The organism is Nocardiopsis camelliae (assembly GCF_028993595.1).
GTDB classification, from domain to species: Bacteria; Actinomycetota; Actinomycetes; order Streptosporangiales; family Streptosporangiaceae; genus Nocardiopsis; species Nocardiopsis dassonvillei.
This window is the reverse complement of the sequence record NZ_CP118614.1, coordinates 3951761-3966641: the sequence shown is the minus strand read 5'-3', so window position 1 is coordinate 3966641 and position 14881 is coordinate 3951761. Positions and strand designations below refer to the sequence as shown.

At 75.5% G+C, this 14881-nt stretch carries 13 protein-coding genes; 4 read left to right on the top strand and 9 right to left on the bottom strand.

From position 1 onward, the window contains the following. Positions 1–88 precede the first annotated feature (88 nt). A complete protein-coding gene (locus tag PV789_RS17405) occupies positions 89–544 on the top strand; it encodes a GNAT family N-acetyltransferase (RefSeq protein ID WP_274978166.1) in 456 nt (151 codons plus the stop codon). A gap of 55 nt (positions 545–599) precedes the next feature. Here the strand turns inward: PV789_RS17405 and PV789_RS17400 are convergent, their stop codons facing one another. The 4 genes from PV789_RS17400 to PV789_RS17385 form a co-directional block, all read right to left on the bottom strand. Next, complete coding sequence (locus tag PV789_RS17400) at positions 600–2165, bottom strand: amino acid adenylation domain-containing protein (protein WP_274973621.1); 1566 nt, start codon at positions 2163–2165, stop codon at positions 600–602. A gap of 317 nt (positions 2166–2482) precedes the next feature. Then, positions 2483–3637 carry an AAA family ATPase gene (locus tag PV789_RS17395; protein ID WP_274973620.1) on the bottom strand — a complete coding sequence of 385 codons (1155 nt, stop codon included), beginning with the start codon at positions 3635–3637 and terminating at the stop codon, positions 2483–2485. Then, positions 3621–4406: an RNA ligase family protein gene (locus PV789_RS17390; RefSeq protein WP_274973619.1), complete on the bottom strand. Its 786-nt coding sequence runs from the start codon at positions 4404–4406 to the stop codon at positions 3621–3623. The genes PV789_RS17395 and PV789_RS17390 overlap by 17 nt, the downstream gene beginning before the upstream one ends. A gap of 160 nt (positions 4407–4566) precedes the next feature. Beyond that, positions 4567–5889, bottom strand: coding sequence for a DUF2786 domain-containing protein (locus tag PV789_RS17385; protein ID WP_274978165.1), 1323 nt, complete (start codon positions 5887–5889; stop codon positions 4567–4569). Between the two features lie 466 nt (positions 5890–6355). On the opposite strand from PV789_RS17385, the gene PV789_RS17380 reads away from it, so the two are divergent. Continuing rightward, a complete protein-coding gene (locus PV789_RS17380) occupies positions 6356–7858 on the top strand; it encodes a cytochrome P450 family protein (RefSeq protein WP_274973618.1) in 1503 nt (500 codons plus the stop codon). Between the two features lie 99 nt (positions 7859–7957). On the opposite strand, the gene PV789_RS17375 is transcribed toward PV789_RS17380, so the two are convergent. The 4 genes from PV789_RS17375 to PV789_RS17360 all read right to left on the bottom strand — a co-directional run bounded on the left by PV789_RS17375 (position 7958) and on the right by PV789_RS17360 (position 12316). Beyond that, positions 7958–9169, bottom strand: coding sequence for an alpha/beta hydrolase family protein (locus tag PV789_RS17375; protein ID WP_274973617.1), 1212 nt, complete (start codon positions 9167–9169; stop codon positions 7958–7960). A 332-nt stretch (positions 9170–9501) separates the two neighbouring features. Next, positions 9502–10143 (bottom strand): LutC/YkgG family protein, encoded by a 642-nt coding sequence (locus PV789_RS17370; RefSeq protein ID WP_274973616.1) that lies wholly within the window; start codon positions 10141–10143, stop codon positions 9502–9504. Continuing rightward, positions 10140–11567, bottom strand: coding sequence for a lactate utilization protein B (locus tag PV789_RS17365; protein ID WP_274973615.1), 1428 nt, complete (start codon positions 11565–11567; stop codon positions 10140–10142). Before PV789_RS17365 ends, PV789_RS17370 begins: the two co-directional genes overlap by 4 nt. Further along, positions 11564–12316 carry a (Fe-S)-binding protein gene (locus PV789_RS17360; protein WP_274973614.1) on the bottom strand — a complete coding sequence of 251 codons (753 nt, stop codon included), beginning with the start codon at positions 12314–12316 and terminating at the stop codon, positions 11564–11566. The genes PV789_RS17365 and PV789_RS17360 overlap by 4 nt, the downstream gene beginning before the upstream one ends. 313 nt (positions 12317–12629) lie before the next feature. Between PV789_RS17360 and PV789_RS17355 the strand changes: the two genes are divergently transcribed. Further along, positions 12630–13337 carry a FadR/GntR family transcriptional regulator gene (locus tag PV789_RS17355; protein ID WP_047871998.1) on the top strand — a complete coding sequence of 236 codons (708 nt, stop codon included), beginning with the start codon at positions 12630–12632 and terminating at the stop codon, positions 13335–13337. A 126-nt stretch (positions 13338–13463) separates the two neighbouring features. Here PV789_RS17355 and PV789_RS17350 read toward each other — a convergent pair whose 3' ends face one another. Next, positions 13464–13802, bottom strand: a complete 339-nt coding sequence (locus PV789_RS17350; protein ID WP_274973613.1) for a hypothetical protein — start codon at positions 13800–13802, stop codon at positions 13464–13466. Positions 13803–13964: 162 nt separating this feature from the next. Between PV789_RS17350 and PV789_RS17345 the strand changes: the two genes are divergently transcribed. Further along, positions 13965–14813 (top strand): ion transporter, encoded by an 849-nt coding sequence (locus PV789_RS17345; RefSeq protein ID WP_274973612.1) that lies wholly within the window; start codon positions 13965–13967, stop codon positions 14811–14813. Positions 14814–14881 lie beyond the last annotated feature (68 nt).

Below are 14881 nucleotides of genomic sequence, written 5' to 3'. Positions count from 1 at the left end.
CTCCGGGTGGTGCGGCGATCAACGGTGGGGAGCCCTCCCATCATGTTGAATGACGTCCATGATCGTGCGTCGAGTACTTCCCGATGAGATGAACGCCGTCAGTGAGCTGCGCGTGACGGCCTACACCGCCGACGGCCTCATGGACGTGAACCCGGCCTACGTCGAGACGCTCCGGCTCCTGGGCACGGACGGCCGCGGCGAGATCCTGGTCGCCGCCGACGAGAACCGGCTCCTGGGGACGGCCGTGTTCGAGCCCTGGTCTCCGGAGAGCGAGATCGCCCGCAACGCCGACGAGGCCGAGATCCGCGCCTTCGCCGTCGCCCCCGAGGCGCGGGGGCGCGGCGTGGGGCGCGACCTGGTCAACGCGCTCGTCGACCGCGCCCGGGAGGAGGGGGTCTCCCGGCTGCTGGTGGCCACCCTGCCCGAGATGGTCTCGACCCAGTACGTCTACCGCGCCCGCGGTTTCGAGCGGGCGCCCGAACGCGACTGGCCCGCACTGCCCGGCGTCGAGACGCTCGTCCACGAACTGGTCGTCAAGGCCTGAAGCCCGCGCGCGCCCGTCCTCCCGCCCCGGACCGGGGCGGGGGAGGGGCCGCTGTTCAGGGGATGAGCGGGGCGGGGCGCAGCTGCCGAACGGCCTCGGCCAGGGGCGCGCCCAGCGCCCCCTCCGCCAGCAGGTCCAGCACCGTGTCCGAGGCCGGGTGACCCGTCAGCCACACCGTGCGGACGAACCGCTCCGCGCACCCGGCGTACCTGTCCCGGTCCCGGCCGGGGAGGAGCCCGCCGCCCTCCAGCAGGATCGCGTAGTCGTCCAGCACCGCCCAGACCTCCTGGTGCGACGTGGGCGCCCCCGCGGCTCCGCCGCGCAGCCGCCGGGCCCACCCGCCCAGGACGGGGTGGTGCACGTACAGACCCAGCACCGGGCCCAGGTCCTCCTCCAGCGAGGCGAGCACCCGGGCCACCCGCTCACGCAGGCGCCAGGAACCGGGGGCGTCGCAGGCCTCCAGCAGGCCGCACACCGCGCTCTCGGTGTCGCGGGCGGCCACCCACCGCTCCAGCAGGCCCTCGGTGTCCACCGGACGGCCCCGCTCCGCCAGGGCCAGCACCTCCTCGGCGTCCATCCCGGACAGGGGCGGGGTCAGTGCGAGGTCGGCCCCCGTCTGGCGCAGCTGGCGCACCATGAAGTGGTCGCCGAGGCCCGTGACGCGGAACCGGCCGCCGCCGATCCCGCGGACCGCGCCCAGACCCTCCAGCGTCTCCAGCACCTGGTGCACGTGTTCCACGGGGTCCTCCCCGCGCAGGGCGATCCCGGGCCCGTACACGGCCGCCAGCTGCGCGGGCGTGCGCGCGTCCCCGTGCACGAACAGTTCGGTGAGCAGCAGGAACGCCGTCACCCCGCGCAGGTCGGTCATGGTCAGCAGGGCGTCGGCCCAGGCGTCGGCGGCCGCCCCCGGCACACCGTCCCGCCAGGCCCGCGCCGCCCGGCCCGGCAGCACCCGGGTGTAGGTGGTGCGCAGCAGACCCGCGTCCCTGGCCACGGCGAACAGCGCGGCCACCCTCGCGGGCGCGATCCCCAGGTCGGCGGCGGCCCCGGCGGTGTCGTCGGCGGTGAGGGCGTCGTCCCCCTCGGCGCACAGGGGCCTTCCCCCGCCCGTCCACGCCGCCAGCCGCGCGGCTTCGGACAGGGGTCGGCACCGGCGCGCCGCCGCGTCCAGGTCGGCCGGGTCCGCCGGGACGACCGTCGGCAGCGCCTCGGGAGCGCCGTCCGCGCCGCCGCCGAGCCGGTCCAGGAGCGGCAGGGCGGCGCTGTCGGTCGTCCGGTCCTCGGTCGGCGGCGGGCCGCCGGGCGCCAGGTCGACCGTGGCGATGGCGGCGCGCAGGCGGCGCGGGCTCTCCGCGGACAGCAACCGGTCCTGGTCGACCAGGAAGTCGCACCAGGTCAGCCAGGTGTCCCTGAGGTTGTCGGGCACGCTGTCCCAGTCGCGGACGGTGCGGGCGATGTCGTCGACGTCGGCGGTGGACCAGTCCCCGGTGTCGGGTGCGCCGGCGTCCATGTGGGCGGCCAGCAGGAAGAGCAGGCTGCCGGTGTCCAGGGCGGGCCGGGGCTCGATCGTTTCGGCCCAGTCCAGGCACGCGTGCACGGCGGAGTAGATGCGCTCGGTCATTGACAAACCACCCGAAGTGCCGTGAGCCGCTGAAACGGGATCAGATTAACCTCGGGGCGCGGGCCCGTGCGGGAGAACGCCGAAAATCGCCCCTCACCTGCGGCGAAGCTCGTCCGAAGCGGGGGAGGAGGCCGCCTCCGCACGCCGAAGCACCGGCCCTGGGCCGCTCGCACCCACGGGGCCGCCCCCGGCCGGGCGGAGGCGGTCCGGGGCCGAGGAGACCCTGACCGATTCCCGGTCTTGGCCTCCTGCCCGGCGGAGGCGGCCCGGAGCCGGGGAAACCCCGACCCGTTCCCACATCCCGGCCCGGCGCGGGCTCAGGCGCTGGTCCACCGCAGGAGCCGGTGCGCCTCGGTCGGGTCCGGGCACTCCCAGCGCCGTACCAGGCGCTCCACCGCTGCGGCCGGTACCGGCGCCGGCCTGCGGTCCAGACGGGCCCGCAGCACCCTGGGCGGCGCCTCGACGGAGACGATCTCCACGCGCGCACGGTAGGCGGCTGCCAGGTCCACGCACTGGTCGCGCAGCGAACGCGAGACGTTGGTGGCGTTCCACACGAACGACCGTCCCGCGCGCAGGTGTTCGCGTGCGCGCGCGTGCGCGGCCGCCGCCACCGGCCGCTGGTCGGCGGTCGGACGCACACCCAGCTCGGTGCGCAGCGCGTCCAGGCTCACCACCGGCACGTCCGGCCGCTCGCGCGCGATCCAGGTGTCCTTGCCCGAACCCGGCAGCCCCGACATGACGGTCACCGTCATCCGGGTGTCGTCGTGGGCGGCGTAGTCCGGGTCGCGGTCGGGCTTGCGGAAGAACCAGAACCGGGCGTGGTCGGAGGGGAACTCCCTCGGCCGGTCCAGGCACCGCTGCTCCCGGCAGTACTCGTCGTACAGCCCGATGTTCTCCAGGACCTCCGCGGTGTCGCCGCAGCGGCGGCCCAGGATGTCGGCGGTGGCCAGGAGCACCAGGTCGTCGTTGCGCGCCACCAGGCTCACCCGGAACGCGATGCGGCGCAGGTCCGGCCGCTCCAGCGCCCAGAACGGCACCTGGTGGTGGCGCACCAGGGCCGCCACGTGCTCGCGCCAGCGCACCGCCTCCAGCGCGGAGGCGGCCGCCCCGGGTTCGGCCGCGGCCTCCCACAGCAGCCGACGCGCCAGGAGGTCCCCGCGCCGCGAGTGGCCGTGCGCGGTCACCCGGCCGTCCTCCCCACGGCGGGTGCACAGCGGTTTGGCGACGTCGTGCAGCAGCACGGCGGCGAACAGCCGCTCCCGCTCCGCGGCGGGGCGGGAGCGCCACGCGGGCAGCCCGGCCAGCGCCTCGCACGCCATGCGGGTGTGCGTCTCCACGTCCCCCTCGGCGTGGTGGACCGGATCCTGCTCCACCCCGGCCAGGTCGCGCACCCACGGGAGGGCCTCGCGCACCCGGGCCCAGTCCAGGTCCCAGCGCGGCGGCGCCGGGCACAGCTCAGCGAACACCCGCATAGAGCACCTCCGGATCGGCCAGCCCGTTCGCGATCAGCGGCCGGTCCAGCCAGTGCGTTCCCGAGTCCAGGACGGCGGAGGTGAACCCCGGGCGCACCCACTTGTACCGGTCCACCGTGCGCTCTCCCTCCTCGACCTTGACGTAGAGCCCCTCCATGAGGTCGGAGCCGTCGCTCTCGGCCAGGGCGCGGCCGGGGTCGGCGCCCGCCGCCCCCGCCGCCTCGGCCAGGGCCCCGCGCCAGTGGGGGGTGCGGCAGGTGGAGGGGCCCACCAGGCGGGTCAGGTCCGCCAAACGCTCCAGCGGACCCGTGTGGAGCACGGGCACCGACACCACCGGAGCGCCCTCCAGCAGCTCCCGGCGGCGCGGCGTGGACAGGAACGCGTTCTCGCGGGTGTCGAGGACGTCGAACTCGCAGAACAGGTGCGGCAGCGCGTCGTAGAACACGGTGTGCTTGGCGTACAGCCACTCCCCGTACAGCACGTACCGCTCGCCCAGGCGCGGCCGCAGCAGCGGAGCCACGGTCGCCGCCCAGGCCTTGAACGGGGCGAAGTGCCGCTCGCGGGGGCCGCCGGTGAGGTAGTGGCCCCGGCTCTGGAGGCGCAGCTCGCCGCCGGGGCCGAAGCTGATCCCGGCGTTGGCGCCGTCCAGCTTCTCCTCCACCACCAGGTGGCGTCCGGCCAGCGCGGAGAAGGGCACGGCCGCCAGGTCGTGGTCGCCCGCCTGGAGGCGGGAGCCCCGGATGTGCCGGGTCCGCGGGTACTTGCGCATGGCCACGTTTGTACCGGTTCGTCCGGTCGCGCGGCCACCGGTTTTCGCCGCCCGGAAGGGTCAGCCCTCCGTCCGTGTCGGCAGCCCGCCGCATCAGCCGCTTCGCCGCCGGGGCCGCCCCGATGGAACCGGCCTTCCGCCAGCCCCCAGGGGGCAGGGGTCAGCGGTCCGCGACGCGGCGGTGCGCGCCCAGGGACGCGGCGTCGGCCGCCGCCAGGCCCTCGTACCAGCCGTCCTCGCTGGCGGGCCCGCGCACCCGCGAGTAGGTCAGTTCGCCGAAGGCCTCGGCCACGGCCGCCTCCACCTCGCGCTCGCGCGCGGCGAACACCGGCACCAGGTCCGTCCCCGTCTCGGCCGCGGCGGCCTCCTCGGCGGCGCGCGCCGACTCCACCAACCGCTCACCCACCCGTACCGCGAACGCTGACATGAACGAGGCGCGAAAGGCCTTGCCCGCCGCCCTGCCGGACCGGTCGCGCACCGAACCGCTGGCCCGCATCGCCGTCTCGGCCTGCACCAGCAGCGACGTGAACATCAGGTCCACCGCCTCCACGTCGCCCGGGAAGCCCATCACGGTGCACAGCCCCAGTTCCCGGTCCCACACGGCCCGGCAGTGGTTGGCCTCGGCGACCTCGTGCAGCAGCACCGCCTTGTGCTCGTCGTAGGGCGCGTCCACCGGCAGCCGCCGCCCCGAGGCGGCCTCCGACGCCTGCCCGGGTTCCTCGGCCAGCAGTGCGCGGTCGATGCTGTGCCGGGCCATCAACTCCTGCGCGCGGGCGCTCAGCGCCTCCGCCTCGCTGGGAAACTCCGTGGACTCGGCCTTGGCCAGCAGCGCGCGCACGCGGGCCAGCTTGCCCTGGTCCACCGTCTCCGCGGTCCGCGCGGCGCCCTCGGGGCGCGGACGGAACTCACCCGGCGGCGGGCACAGCCGGTGCACCGGCGGCAGCACGCGCAGCGCGGCCAGCAGCCGCAGAGCCGTCTCCACCGCCTCGAAGCGCAGCAGCCCGTGCCCGGCTCCCACGTGCGCCAGGTAGTCCCCGGTGCCGCCCCAGGACGGAGCTGCCCCCAGCTCGCGCACCTGCGCGGCCCATCTCGGGTCCACCGCGGCGGGGGAGTGGCGGTCGAGGTCGGCCGTCACCGCGTCGGCGCACACCGCCGCCGCCACCGGGTCCAGCACCCGGCCCGCCTGGCGGACCGTCTCGGCGGGCTGCCACCCGCGAGCCCAGGCCGAGGCCACCCCCGCCAGCAGGGCGTCGCGGACGGCGCGGTCCGCCGCCCCGGCCCGCGCCGGGTCCTCGGCGTCGGCCAGCCGCGCGGCGGCCAGGTCCACGCCGCCGCCCTCCCGGCCGAGCACCAGCGCGTCGACCGCCTCCGAGACGACCTGCTCGGGGGAGTCGTCGGGCGCGGGACCGGCCCAGGGCCGGGCGCCCTGCCCGGCCGTCCGGCGGTCTCCGCCGCGCTGTCGCCCGCGGCCCTTCTTGCCCACGTGGTCCTCCGTTCGGCGCTGGTGTGCGACCAACGGGCCATTTTACCGACCGGCGGGTCCGCGGCGGGCGGGCGCGAGCCCCGGGGAGAGGTGGCGGGGGACACTCCCCGGCGCGGGGGAGTACGCCGCCGCCGGTGCCGGGGCGGGGCCGGGCACTCCTCGGCGCGGGGGCACGGACAGCCTTCGCCCCGGTCGGAAGGGCGAAGGCCCGAGGCGTTCTCCGGCCGAAGGGGCGGGCCCGGACCGCACCACCGGAACGGGAGCGCCCCGGCCGGGGGAGGAAGAGGCGCGAACGTCACCGGTGCGCCGACACCTGCTCCTCTGGGCGCGGTGAGCGGTAATCCCGCCTTGACCCTCCGTGGCACCGGGTGCCCCGTCCGGAAAGGCGGAGCTTTCCTGTCCGAAGCACGGCGGAAACACGGGGCGCGTACCGTCGCCTCGCATCCGCAGCCACTGAGGAGTCTCCATGCGCCAGGGAACCGGGACCGACGGCCGCGACGACCCCCAGGCAGCGGGGTCCGGCGGCGCCCGCTGCCCGGTCGCCCTCCCCCCGCACGGGAGCACCGGCGCCGACGCGCCCTGGGACGCGCTGCGCGAACGCCACGGCGGCCTCGTCCCGGTCGAGGTGGGCCCGGGCGTGCCCGGATGGCTCCTGCTCGGCTACCGGGAGAACCTCCAGGCCCTGCGCGACCACACCCTCTTCTCCGCCGACCCGCGCCCCTGGGGCGCGGGGCACGCCGCGCCCGCCCGCAGCGCCGCCCTGGCCCGCGACGGCGAGGAGCACCGGCGGCTGCGCGCGGCCCTCGTCGACACCCTGGCCGGGGTGGGCACGCCCCGTCTGGTCCCCGTCGTCGAACGCGCCGCCGTGCACCTGCTCGGCCGGGTCGCGGCCGACGGCGCCGCCGACCTCATCGGCGGGTTCGCCGCCCCGCTGCCCGCCCTGGTCCTCAACGAGCTCTTCGGCCTGCCCGACGCCTACGGCCGCCTGCTGGCCGACCTGGCTCCGAGGCTGTGGAGCGGCGAACCCGACCGGGCCGGTCCCGCCGCCGCCGCGATCCGCTCCTACTTCGCGGGCCTGGTCGCGCGCAAGCGCGCCGACCCGGGGCAGGACATGGCCAGCCGGCTGCTCGCCCACCCCTCCGGGCTCACCGACGACGAGGCGGCGGGGGCGCTGACGCTGCTGTGGGAGTCAGGGCACGAGCCCACCACCCACCTGATCGGCAACGCCCTGCTCCGGCTGCTGGACGACCCGGCCGTGTGGACCGCCTACCTGGGCGGCACCCTCACCCCCGAGGACTTCATCGACTACGTGATGTGGACCGACTCCCCGATCCGCATGCTCGGCGGGCGCTACCCGGTCGAGGATCTGAGCTTCTCCGGGGTCCGCGTCCGCAGGGGCGAGCCGCTGCTGCTGGGGCTCGCCTCCGCGCACACCGACCCGTCGGTGGCCCGCGGCGAAGACGCGATGGCCCGGGCCGGCGACCGCTCCCACCTGTCCTGGGGCGCGGGCGCACACCGCTGCCCCGCCACCGGCCTCACCCGCGAGCTGGCGCGCACCGCCATCGACACCGCCGTGGACCGGCTGCGCGGCATGGTCCTGGCCGTCGAACCCGAGGACCTGCGCTGGCGCGACTCCGTGGCCGTGCACGGACTGGAGGAGCTGCCGGTCTGGTTCACCGCCACCGGGGAGCGGGTCGGGCCCGTGGAGCCGGTGCGCGAGCGCGCCCCCGTGCTGCGGCGCCTGCGCAGGAAGCGCGGTCCCGCCCCGCGCGGGGCGCGCTACCAGGCGCCCCTGGCGGGGGAGGACGGCGAGCGGGCACGGGAGGAGCGGCCCGTGCCCGCTTCCGCCCCGCGGCCCCGCAGGGCCGCGCGCGGCGCCGGGGCCCGCTACCAGGCGCCGCTCGCGCCGGAACGCGCCGACCCCGACGCCCTGGAGCGGCTGCTGGCGGCCTGGCGACCGGGGGACTGACCGGCCGCCGGACCGACCGGCCGCGCGGACGGCCGGGGGCGTTCGAGTGCGCGCCACCGCGACCGGTCGCGGTGGCGCTGGCGGCCCGCCCCGCGTCGGCTACCCCTCGTCGGGGTCGACCACGACCAGTTCGGGGTGGAAGGCCCCGGGGTCCTCCAACAGGGGCTGGTCCCCGCCGCGCAGGTGGTGGTCGAAGAACGCCAGGCTGTAGGTGCGCACCAGCTCCAGGCCGCGCTCGACCCCGACGTCGCCGAACACGGCCCGCCACTGCTCGGGGGTGAGGACGCCGGTCAGGCCGAGCTGCTCCATCAGCACGCCGCGGTCGATGCTGTTGGAGTGCCCCGATCCCTCCATGCGGATCCACTGCCGCCAGCCCTCCAGGCGCGGCCACATCTGCTCGACGCCGTCCCAGGTGTTGCCCTGGTCGTTCTCGATCAGCGCCAGCGGCTTGTCCAGCCCCTCCTCCACCGCGGGCGGGTAGTAGGGGCCGTCCAGGTTGATCCCGGCGTCCACCCGATCCTCGGACCGGAGCGTCTCGGCGGTGGCCGTGCCGCCCCAGGAGTGCCCGGCCATCCCGATCCGGGAGGCGTCGATGACCCGCGACCACCGCCACGCGGGGTCGGGGCCGGTGAGGCGGTCCAGGAGGAAGGAGACGTCCTCGGCCCGGTTGGTCGAACCCAGGGCCCACTCGCCGCTCTGGCACCCGGTGCACTCGGTGACCAGCCCGTCGGGGAACTCCACGGGCGCGGCCTCGTGGGCGTGGTCCACCCCGGCCACCACGAAGCCGTGGCTGGCCAGCTCCTCGGCCAGCGAGGACAGCTCGATCCGGTTGTGCCCCGCGCCGGGGGACAGCACCACCAGCGGGAACCCGTCGCGGGTGCGCGCGGGCGGCACGTCCAGGCGGGAGGAGGTGCGCACCCCGCTGTGCAGGAGGTCGGCGGGCAGGTCCAGCCCCAGCCCCGCGACCATGGCGGCGGACTCGGCCTCGGTCATGTACGGCGCGGGGCGGCCCGCGTCCACCCGTGCCGGGTACCACAGGGTGACCATCAGCTGGCGGGGTCCGCCCACCCACACGTCCTCGCGCCCCCCGTCCACCAGGTGCAGGGTCGTCCTGCCCACCGGGTGCTCCCCGGTGGGCTCGGGCAGGGCGGCCCGGAGGGCGTCGGCGGAGGCGCCGGAGGGGCCGGTGTCGGCCGCGGCCGTTCCGGACGCGGCCAGGGAGAGCGGCAGCGCCAGCGCGGCGGCCGCGGCGAGCGCGGTACCGGACCGGAGCGCCCGCGAGGAGGGGGAGGGGTGCGGTGAAGGGGGCATGGTGTCCCGTCGTTCGGTGCCTTCGTGGTCACCGCCCACGCTAGGAAGGGCGGCCCGCCCGGCGCCATCGGGACCTCCACCCCCCTTCCCCGGGGGTGCCCCGGAGGAGGGGGTGGGGAAAGCCCCACCCCCGGGGATCCCATCAGCGGGTTGGGGGCTTGGGACCCACCGGACCGCGGTCCCGCCTGCCGCCCGGTCTCGGCCGGCCGGATTCGGGAGGCCGATTCCGCCGGAGTGCGCTCGCGTCCCCGGGGGCGGCCCTCCCCACCGGGTCCGGGGGCCGCGTCCGCCGGGCCGCGCCTCCACCCGCGCCTCCGCCCCCGTCACCGGGTTCAGGAAGCGGGTTCCACCAGCAGCACCTCCAGCGTGCGCGGGCCGTGCACCCCCTCCACCCGGTTCAGTTCGATGTCGCTGGTCGCGGAGGGGCCGCTGATCCAGGTGAGCGGGCGCGACGGGTCCAGGAGCCGCACCGCCTGCGGAACCCCGTCCACCACCTGGTCGGCGCGCACCACGCACAGGTGGTAGTCCGGCACCAGGGTGACGGCCCGGCGCCCCTGGCCCGGACCGCCGTCCAGGACGATCGTGCCGGTCTCGGCGACGGCCACCGCGCAGCCGGTGACCACGCCGTCCACGCCGGTGAGGTCGGTGACCGACAGCGGCTCCTCACGCGAGTCGGACAGCCGCTCGGCGCGGGTGTGCGCGAACCACTCCGGCGGCGCGTCCGCCGGGACGACCACCCGCTGCGCCCCCCGGCGCTCCAGCGCGGCGGCCACCTCGACGGCCAGGCGGTCGGAGCCCACCCGGCGCACCAGTGCCCGGTAGTCCAGCAGCCGGTCCTCCAGCACCTCCAACGAGGGACCCACACCGTGGCTGTCGGCGTAGCCGCGCCCCGCCTCCCGCACCGGCGACTCGTCGGCGGGCACGTCGGCCAGCGCCCTCCTGACCCTGGCCAGGATCCGCTCGCGGCTGCTCATCGGCCCTCCCCATCGCGCCTGTCCCACCACTGGCGGAAGGACTCGGCCGGAACGTCGGGCACGTCCCTGGTGTCGGTCCAGGCTCCGGCCGGGCCCGGCAGGTGGCGCGGGACCGCGCGGCGCCCCAGCCCCGCCGCCCGCTGGACCGCGCCCAGCGTCCGCGGGGAGGACAGCACCACCTCGGCGCCCGCCATGAGCGCCCTCTCCGCCGCGTGCCCGGAGCGCTGCGCGACCTCCTCGCGCAGGTGCACCAGCACCTCGGGGATGTCGATGGCCACCGGGCACACCTCGTAGCAGGCCCCGCACAGCGAGGACGCGTAGGGCAGCGCCTCGTCCACCGGCGAGGACATCCCCCGCAGCTGCGGGGTGAGGATCGCGCCGATCGGGCCCGGGTAGACCGAACCGTAGGAGTGCCCGCCGGTGCGCTCGTAGACCGGGCAGGTGTTCAGGCACGCCGAGCAGCGGATGCAGCGCAGCGCCTGGCGGCCCACGGTGTCGGCCAGCACGTCGGTGCGGCCGTTGTCCAGCAGCACCAGGTGGAACTCCTGGGGGCCGTCGCCCGGCGTCACCCCGGTCCAGGTGGAGGTGTAGGGGTTCATCCGCTCGCCGGTGGAGGAACGCGGCAGCAGCTGGAGGAACACCTCCAGGTCCGACCAGGTCGGCACGATCTTCTCGATGCCGACCACGGAGATCAGCGTCCGGGGCAGCGTCAGGCACATGCGCCCGTTGCCCTCCGACTCCAGCACCACGAGCGTGCCGCTGTCGGCCACCGCGAAGTTGGCCCCCGAGATCGCGGTGCGGGTGCGCAGGAAGCGTTCGCGCAGGTGCACGCGGGCCGCCTCGGCCAGCGCCCGGGGGTCGTCGGTCAGGCCCCGGGGCGCGGGCACGCCCCACTCGGCCATCTGCTCCAGGAAGATCTCGCGGATCTGGGCACGGCCCAGGTGGATGGCGGGCACCAGGATGTGCGAGGGCAGGTCCTCGCCCAGCTGCACGATCAGCTCGGCCAGGTCGGTCTCGTAGGCGGTGATCCCGGCGGCGGCGAGGGCGTCGTTGAGCTCGATCTCCTGGGTGGCCATCGACTTGACCTTGACCACGTCGGTCTCGCCGGTGTCCCGGACCAGCCGGGTGACGATCTCGTTGGCCTCGGCCGCGTCCGAGGCCCAGTGCACCCGTCCGCCCGCCCGCTGGACGGACTCCTCCAGCTGTTCCAGGTAGCGGTCCAGGTGGCGCAGGGTGTGCTCCTTGACCGCCGCTCCCTCCGCCCGCAGGCGCTGCCAGTCCTCGTGCAGCTCGTCGACGACGGCGGCGCGCTTGTCGCGGATGGTGTGCGTGGCCCTGCGCAGGTTGTGCCGCAGCCGGGCGTCGTTGACCGCGCCCGCGGCGGCCTCGGGAAAGGGCGGGATGCCCAGGAACGTCGCGCTCATCGGTATGCGCCCTCCTTCTCGTTCGCCTTCTCGGTGCTGGCCAGGATCTCGGCCAGGTGCGCCACCCTCATCCCCGACCGCTGCCGGGACAGGGTGCCGCCGATGTGCATCAGGCAGGAGTTGTCCACCGCGCACAGCACCTCGGCACCGGTCTCCACGGCGTGGCGGGCCTTGTCCGCGCCCATGGCCGAGGACACGTCGCCGTTCTTGACCGCGAAGGTGCCGCCGAAGCCGCAGCACTCGGTGGCCCCGGGCAGCTCCACCAGCTCCAGGCCGCGAACGGCGCGCAGCAGCCGGTAGGGGCGATCGCCCAGGCCCAGCATGCGCAGCCCGTGGCAGGTGGGGTGGTAGGCCACCTTGTGCGGGTAGTAGGCGCCCACGTCCGTCACGCCGAGCACGTCCACCAGGAACTCGGTGAGGTCGTACACGCGCGGGGCGAGGTCGGCCACCTTGCGCGACAGGCGGCTCCCGCTCGCGCCCAGCCGCGGGTAGTTGTCGCGGACCATGGCCGCGCAGGAGGCGGAGGGGACCACGACGGCGTCGGCGCCCTCGAAGGTGCGTACGAAGCGCACGGCCAGACGGCTCGCCGAGCGCCGGTAGCCGGTGTTGTAGTGCATCTGCCCGCAGCAGGTCTGGCCCTCGGGGAAGACCACCTCGTGCCCCAAGCGCTCCAGGAGGCGCACGACCGCCCGCCCGGTGTCGGGGAACAGTGTGTCGTTGACGCAGGTGATGAACAGCGCGATCCGCATGTGCCTCCTTCGTGCCCCGCCGACCGGCGCGCGCGTGCGGACCCCGCAGGGTCGGCCCACGCGGTGCGCTGCCATGGCGGAACTGCTCGCCACGAGCCTGGGGTGGTCGGACCACTTTCGCACGCCGGAAAGCATCTGGGCAATAAGGAGGGTGAAAAGGGTGATGCGGGGCGAGGTGGTGGAGAATTGGTATGATCTCTTGGCGGCGGAGGTGACGCGGGTCACGCGCACACCCGGCCCCGCTCCCGCCCCGTCCCGGCCCCGTCTGGCCGACGGACGACCCGGGCCACCGCGCAGACTGGAGGGATCTTCCGTGAGCGACCCCGACGCCGGGCGCACCACCGTCACCCGGCGCGCCGCCGACCGGATCAAGGCGATGATCGCCGACGGGCGGGTCGGACCGGGGGAGCGCCTGCCCACCGAACGCGACCTGTCCGCGCAGCTCGGGGTGTCCCGCAGCTCCATGCGCGAGGCCATCCGCTCCCTGACCACGCTCGGCGTCCTGGAGTCCCGCCACGGCGCGGGCGTCTACGTCACCGCGCTGCGCCCCGCCGACCTGCTGGAGACCTTCTCCGTCCTGGCCGAGGTCTCCCAGGGGCACACCCTCCTGGAGGTCCTCCAGGTGCGGCGCATGCTCGAACCCGCCGCCACCGCCCTGGCCGCCGCGCGCGCCAGCGCCGAGGACCTCGACCGCATCGGCGCCCTGCTGGAGCGGATCGAGGGCGGGGACGACACCTCCCGCGCCGACACCGTCGCCGCCGACCTGGGCTTCCACCAGGCCATCGTGGCCAGCACCGGCAACGCCACCCTGGCCGCGGTCAACGACGGCCTGTCCTCGCGCACCTTCCACGCCCGCGTGTGGGCGGGGCACCGGGAGGCCGGGCTCACCGCCAAGCTGCGCGAGGACCACCTGCGCATCCACGAGGCCCTGGTGGCGCGCGATCCCGACGCCGCCCGGGCCGCCGCGACCGTGCACGTCCTGCGCGTGGAGCGCTGGCTCAGCGCGGACCTGGCCGACTGAGCGCCGCCGTTCCGCCGCGCCTCCCCGTTGCACCGCGCCGACACGTCTTCGGCTCAACCGCGCCGCCGGGCTGTCGTTTCGCCGCGCTGCCGTTCCGCCGTTGTGTGGCGCCGACGCCCTCGCGGCTCAGCCGGGCCGCCTGCCGCGGTCGCGGACCCTGTCGGCGAACTCCTCGGCCCGCAGCAGCCGCGCCAGGTCCTCGCGCCGGGCGGTCGGCGGGCGCTCCCCAGCGGCCTCTGGCGCCCGTTCGGGGATCTCCTGGTCCAGCTCCGCGTCGATGCCCAGGACGTCGTGGTCCTCGATCTCCTCGATCCGGTGGCCCTCCGGGAAGTAGCGCAGGAAGTCGGCCACCGCGGAGTCCTGGTCCGCGGCCCCCACGTCCGTGTCCGCGTCCACGTCGTCGTCGTAGCCGGGGTCCCAGGACCCCGTGTCGAACTCGTCGAAGCCCTCGGTTGACTCTGTCACCGGCGTCCCCCTCACGCTCGGTTCCCCACTCCGATCATGCCCGCTCCGGCCGGAGGACGCCAGGGGCTGATGCGAGGGCAGAGGCGGGTGCGAAACCGGACAAGGTGACTCACGGTAGGCTTCTGCCGCGCTGTCCGATATGTGAACGGAGCCCCCTCTGTCGTGCGCGAGCGCGTTCGAGCCATCGTCGACGCCCCCTGGTTCCAGGCCTGCGTCATCACCCTCATCCTCGTCAACGCCGTCATCCTCGGCGCGGAGACCTCACCCCGTGTGACGGACTCCTACGGCGGCCTCCTGCGCGCCGTCGACCTGACCATCCTCGCCCTGTTCGTCCTGGAACTGGGGATGCGGATGTACGCCCACCGGCGGGCGTTCTTCCGCGACCCCTGGAGCTGGTTCGACCTGGTGATCGTCGGCATCGCGCTGCTGCCCGCCTCCGGCCCCTTCTCGGTGCTGCGGGTCCTGCGCGTGCTGCGGGTCCTGCGCCTGCTGTCGGTGATCCCGACCCTGCGCCACGTCGTCACGGGCCTGTTCCGGGCCCTGCCCGGCATGATGTCCATCCTGTTCCTGGTGATGCTGCTGCTGTACGTGTCGGCGGTCATGGCCACCGAACTCTTCGCCGACGTCTCACCGCAGTACTTCGCCGACCTGCCCTCGTCGCTGTTCACCCTGTTCCAGATCGCCACCGCCGACGGCTGGGGCACCATCGCCAAGGACGTGATGGAGCACAAGCCCATGGCGTGGGTGTTCTTCGTGGTCTTCGTGCTGGTGTCCACGCTGGTGGCGCTCAATCTGTTCATCGCCGTGGCCGTGGAGGCCCTGGAGAAGGACGACGAGGAGAACGGCGGCGGTGGCGGGGGCGGCGGCTCCGCGGGCTGGACGGGCGGGGACCCCGACGACGGCGGCCCCGACGGGGGACAGGCCGTGATCCTGGCCGAACTGCGCGCGCTGCGCGCGGAGGTGGCCGTGCTGCGGCGGGAGCGCGAGGAGGAGGCCAGCGGCCTGCGCTGAGCGGCGCCCGAACCGGTCCCGCGCCGCGCGCGAAAGTCCGCGACCGGGCCTGTGGACAACCGCCGCGG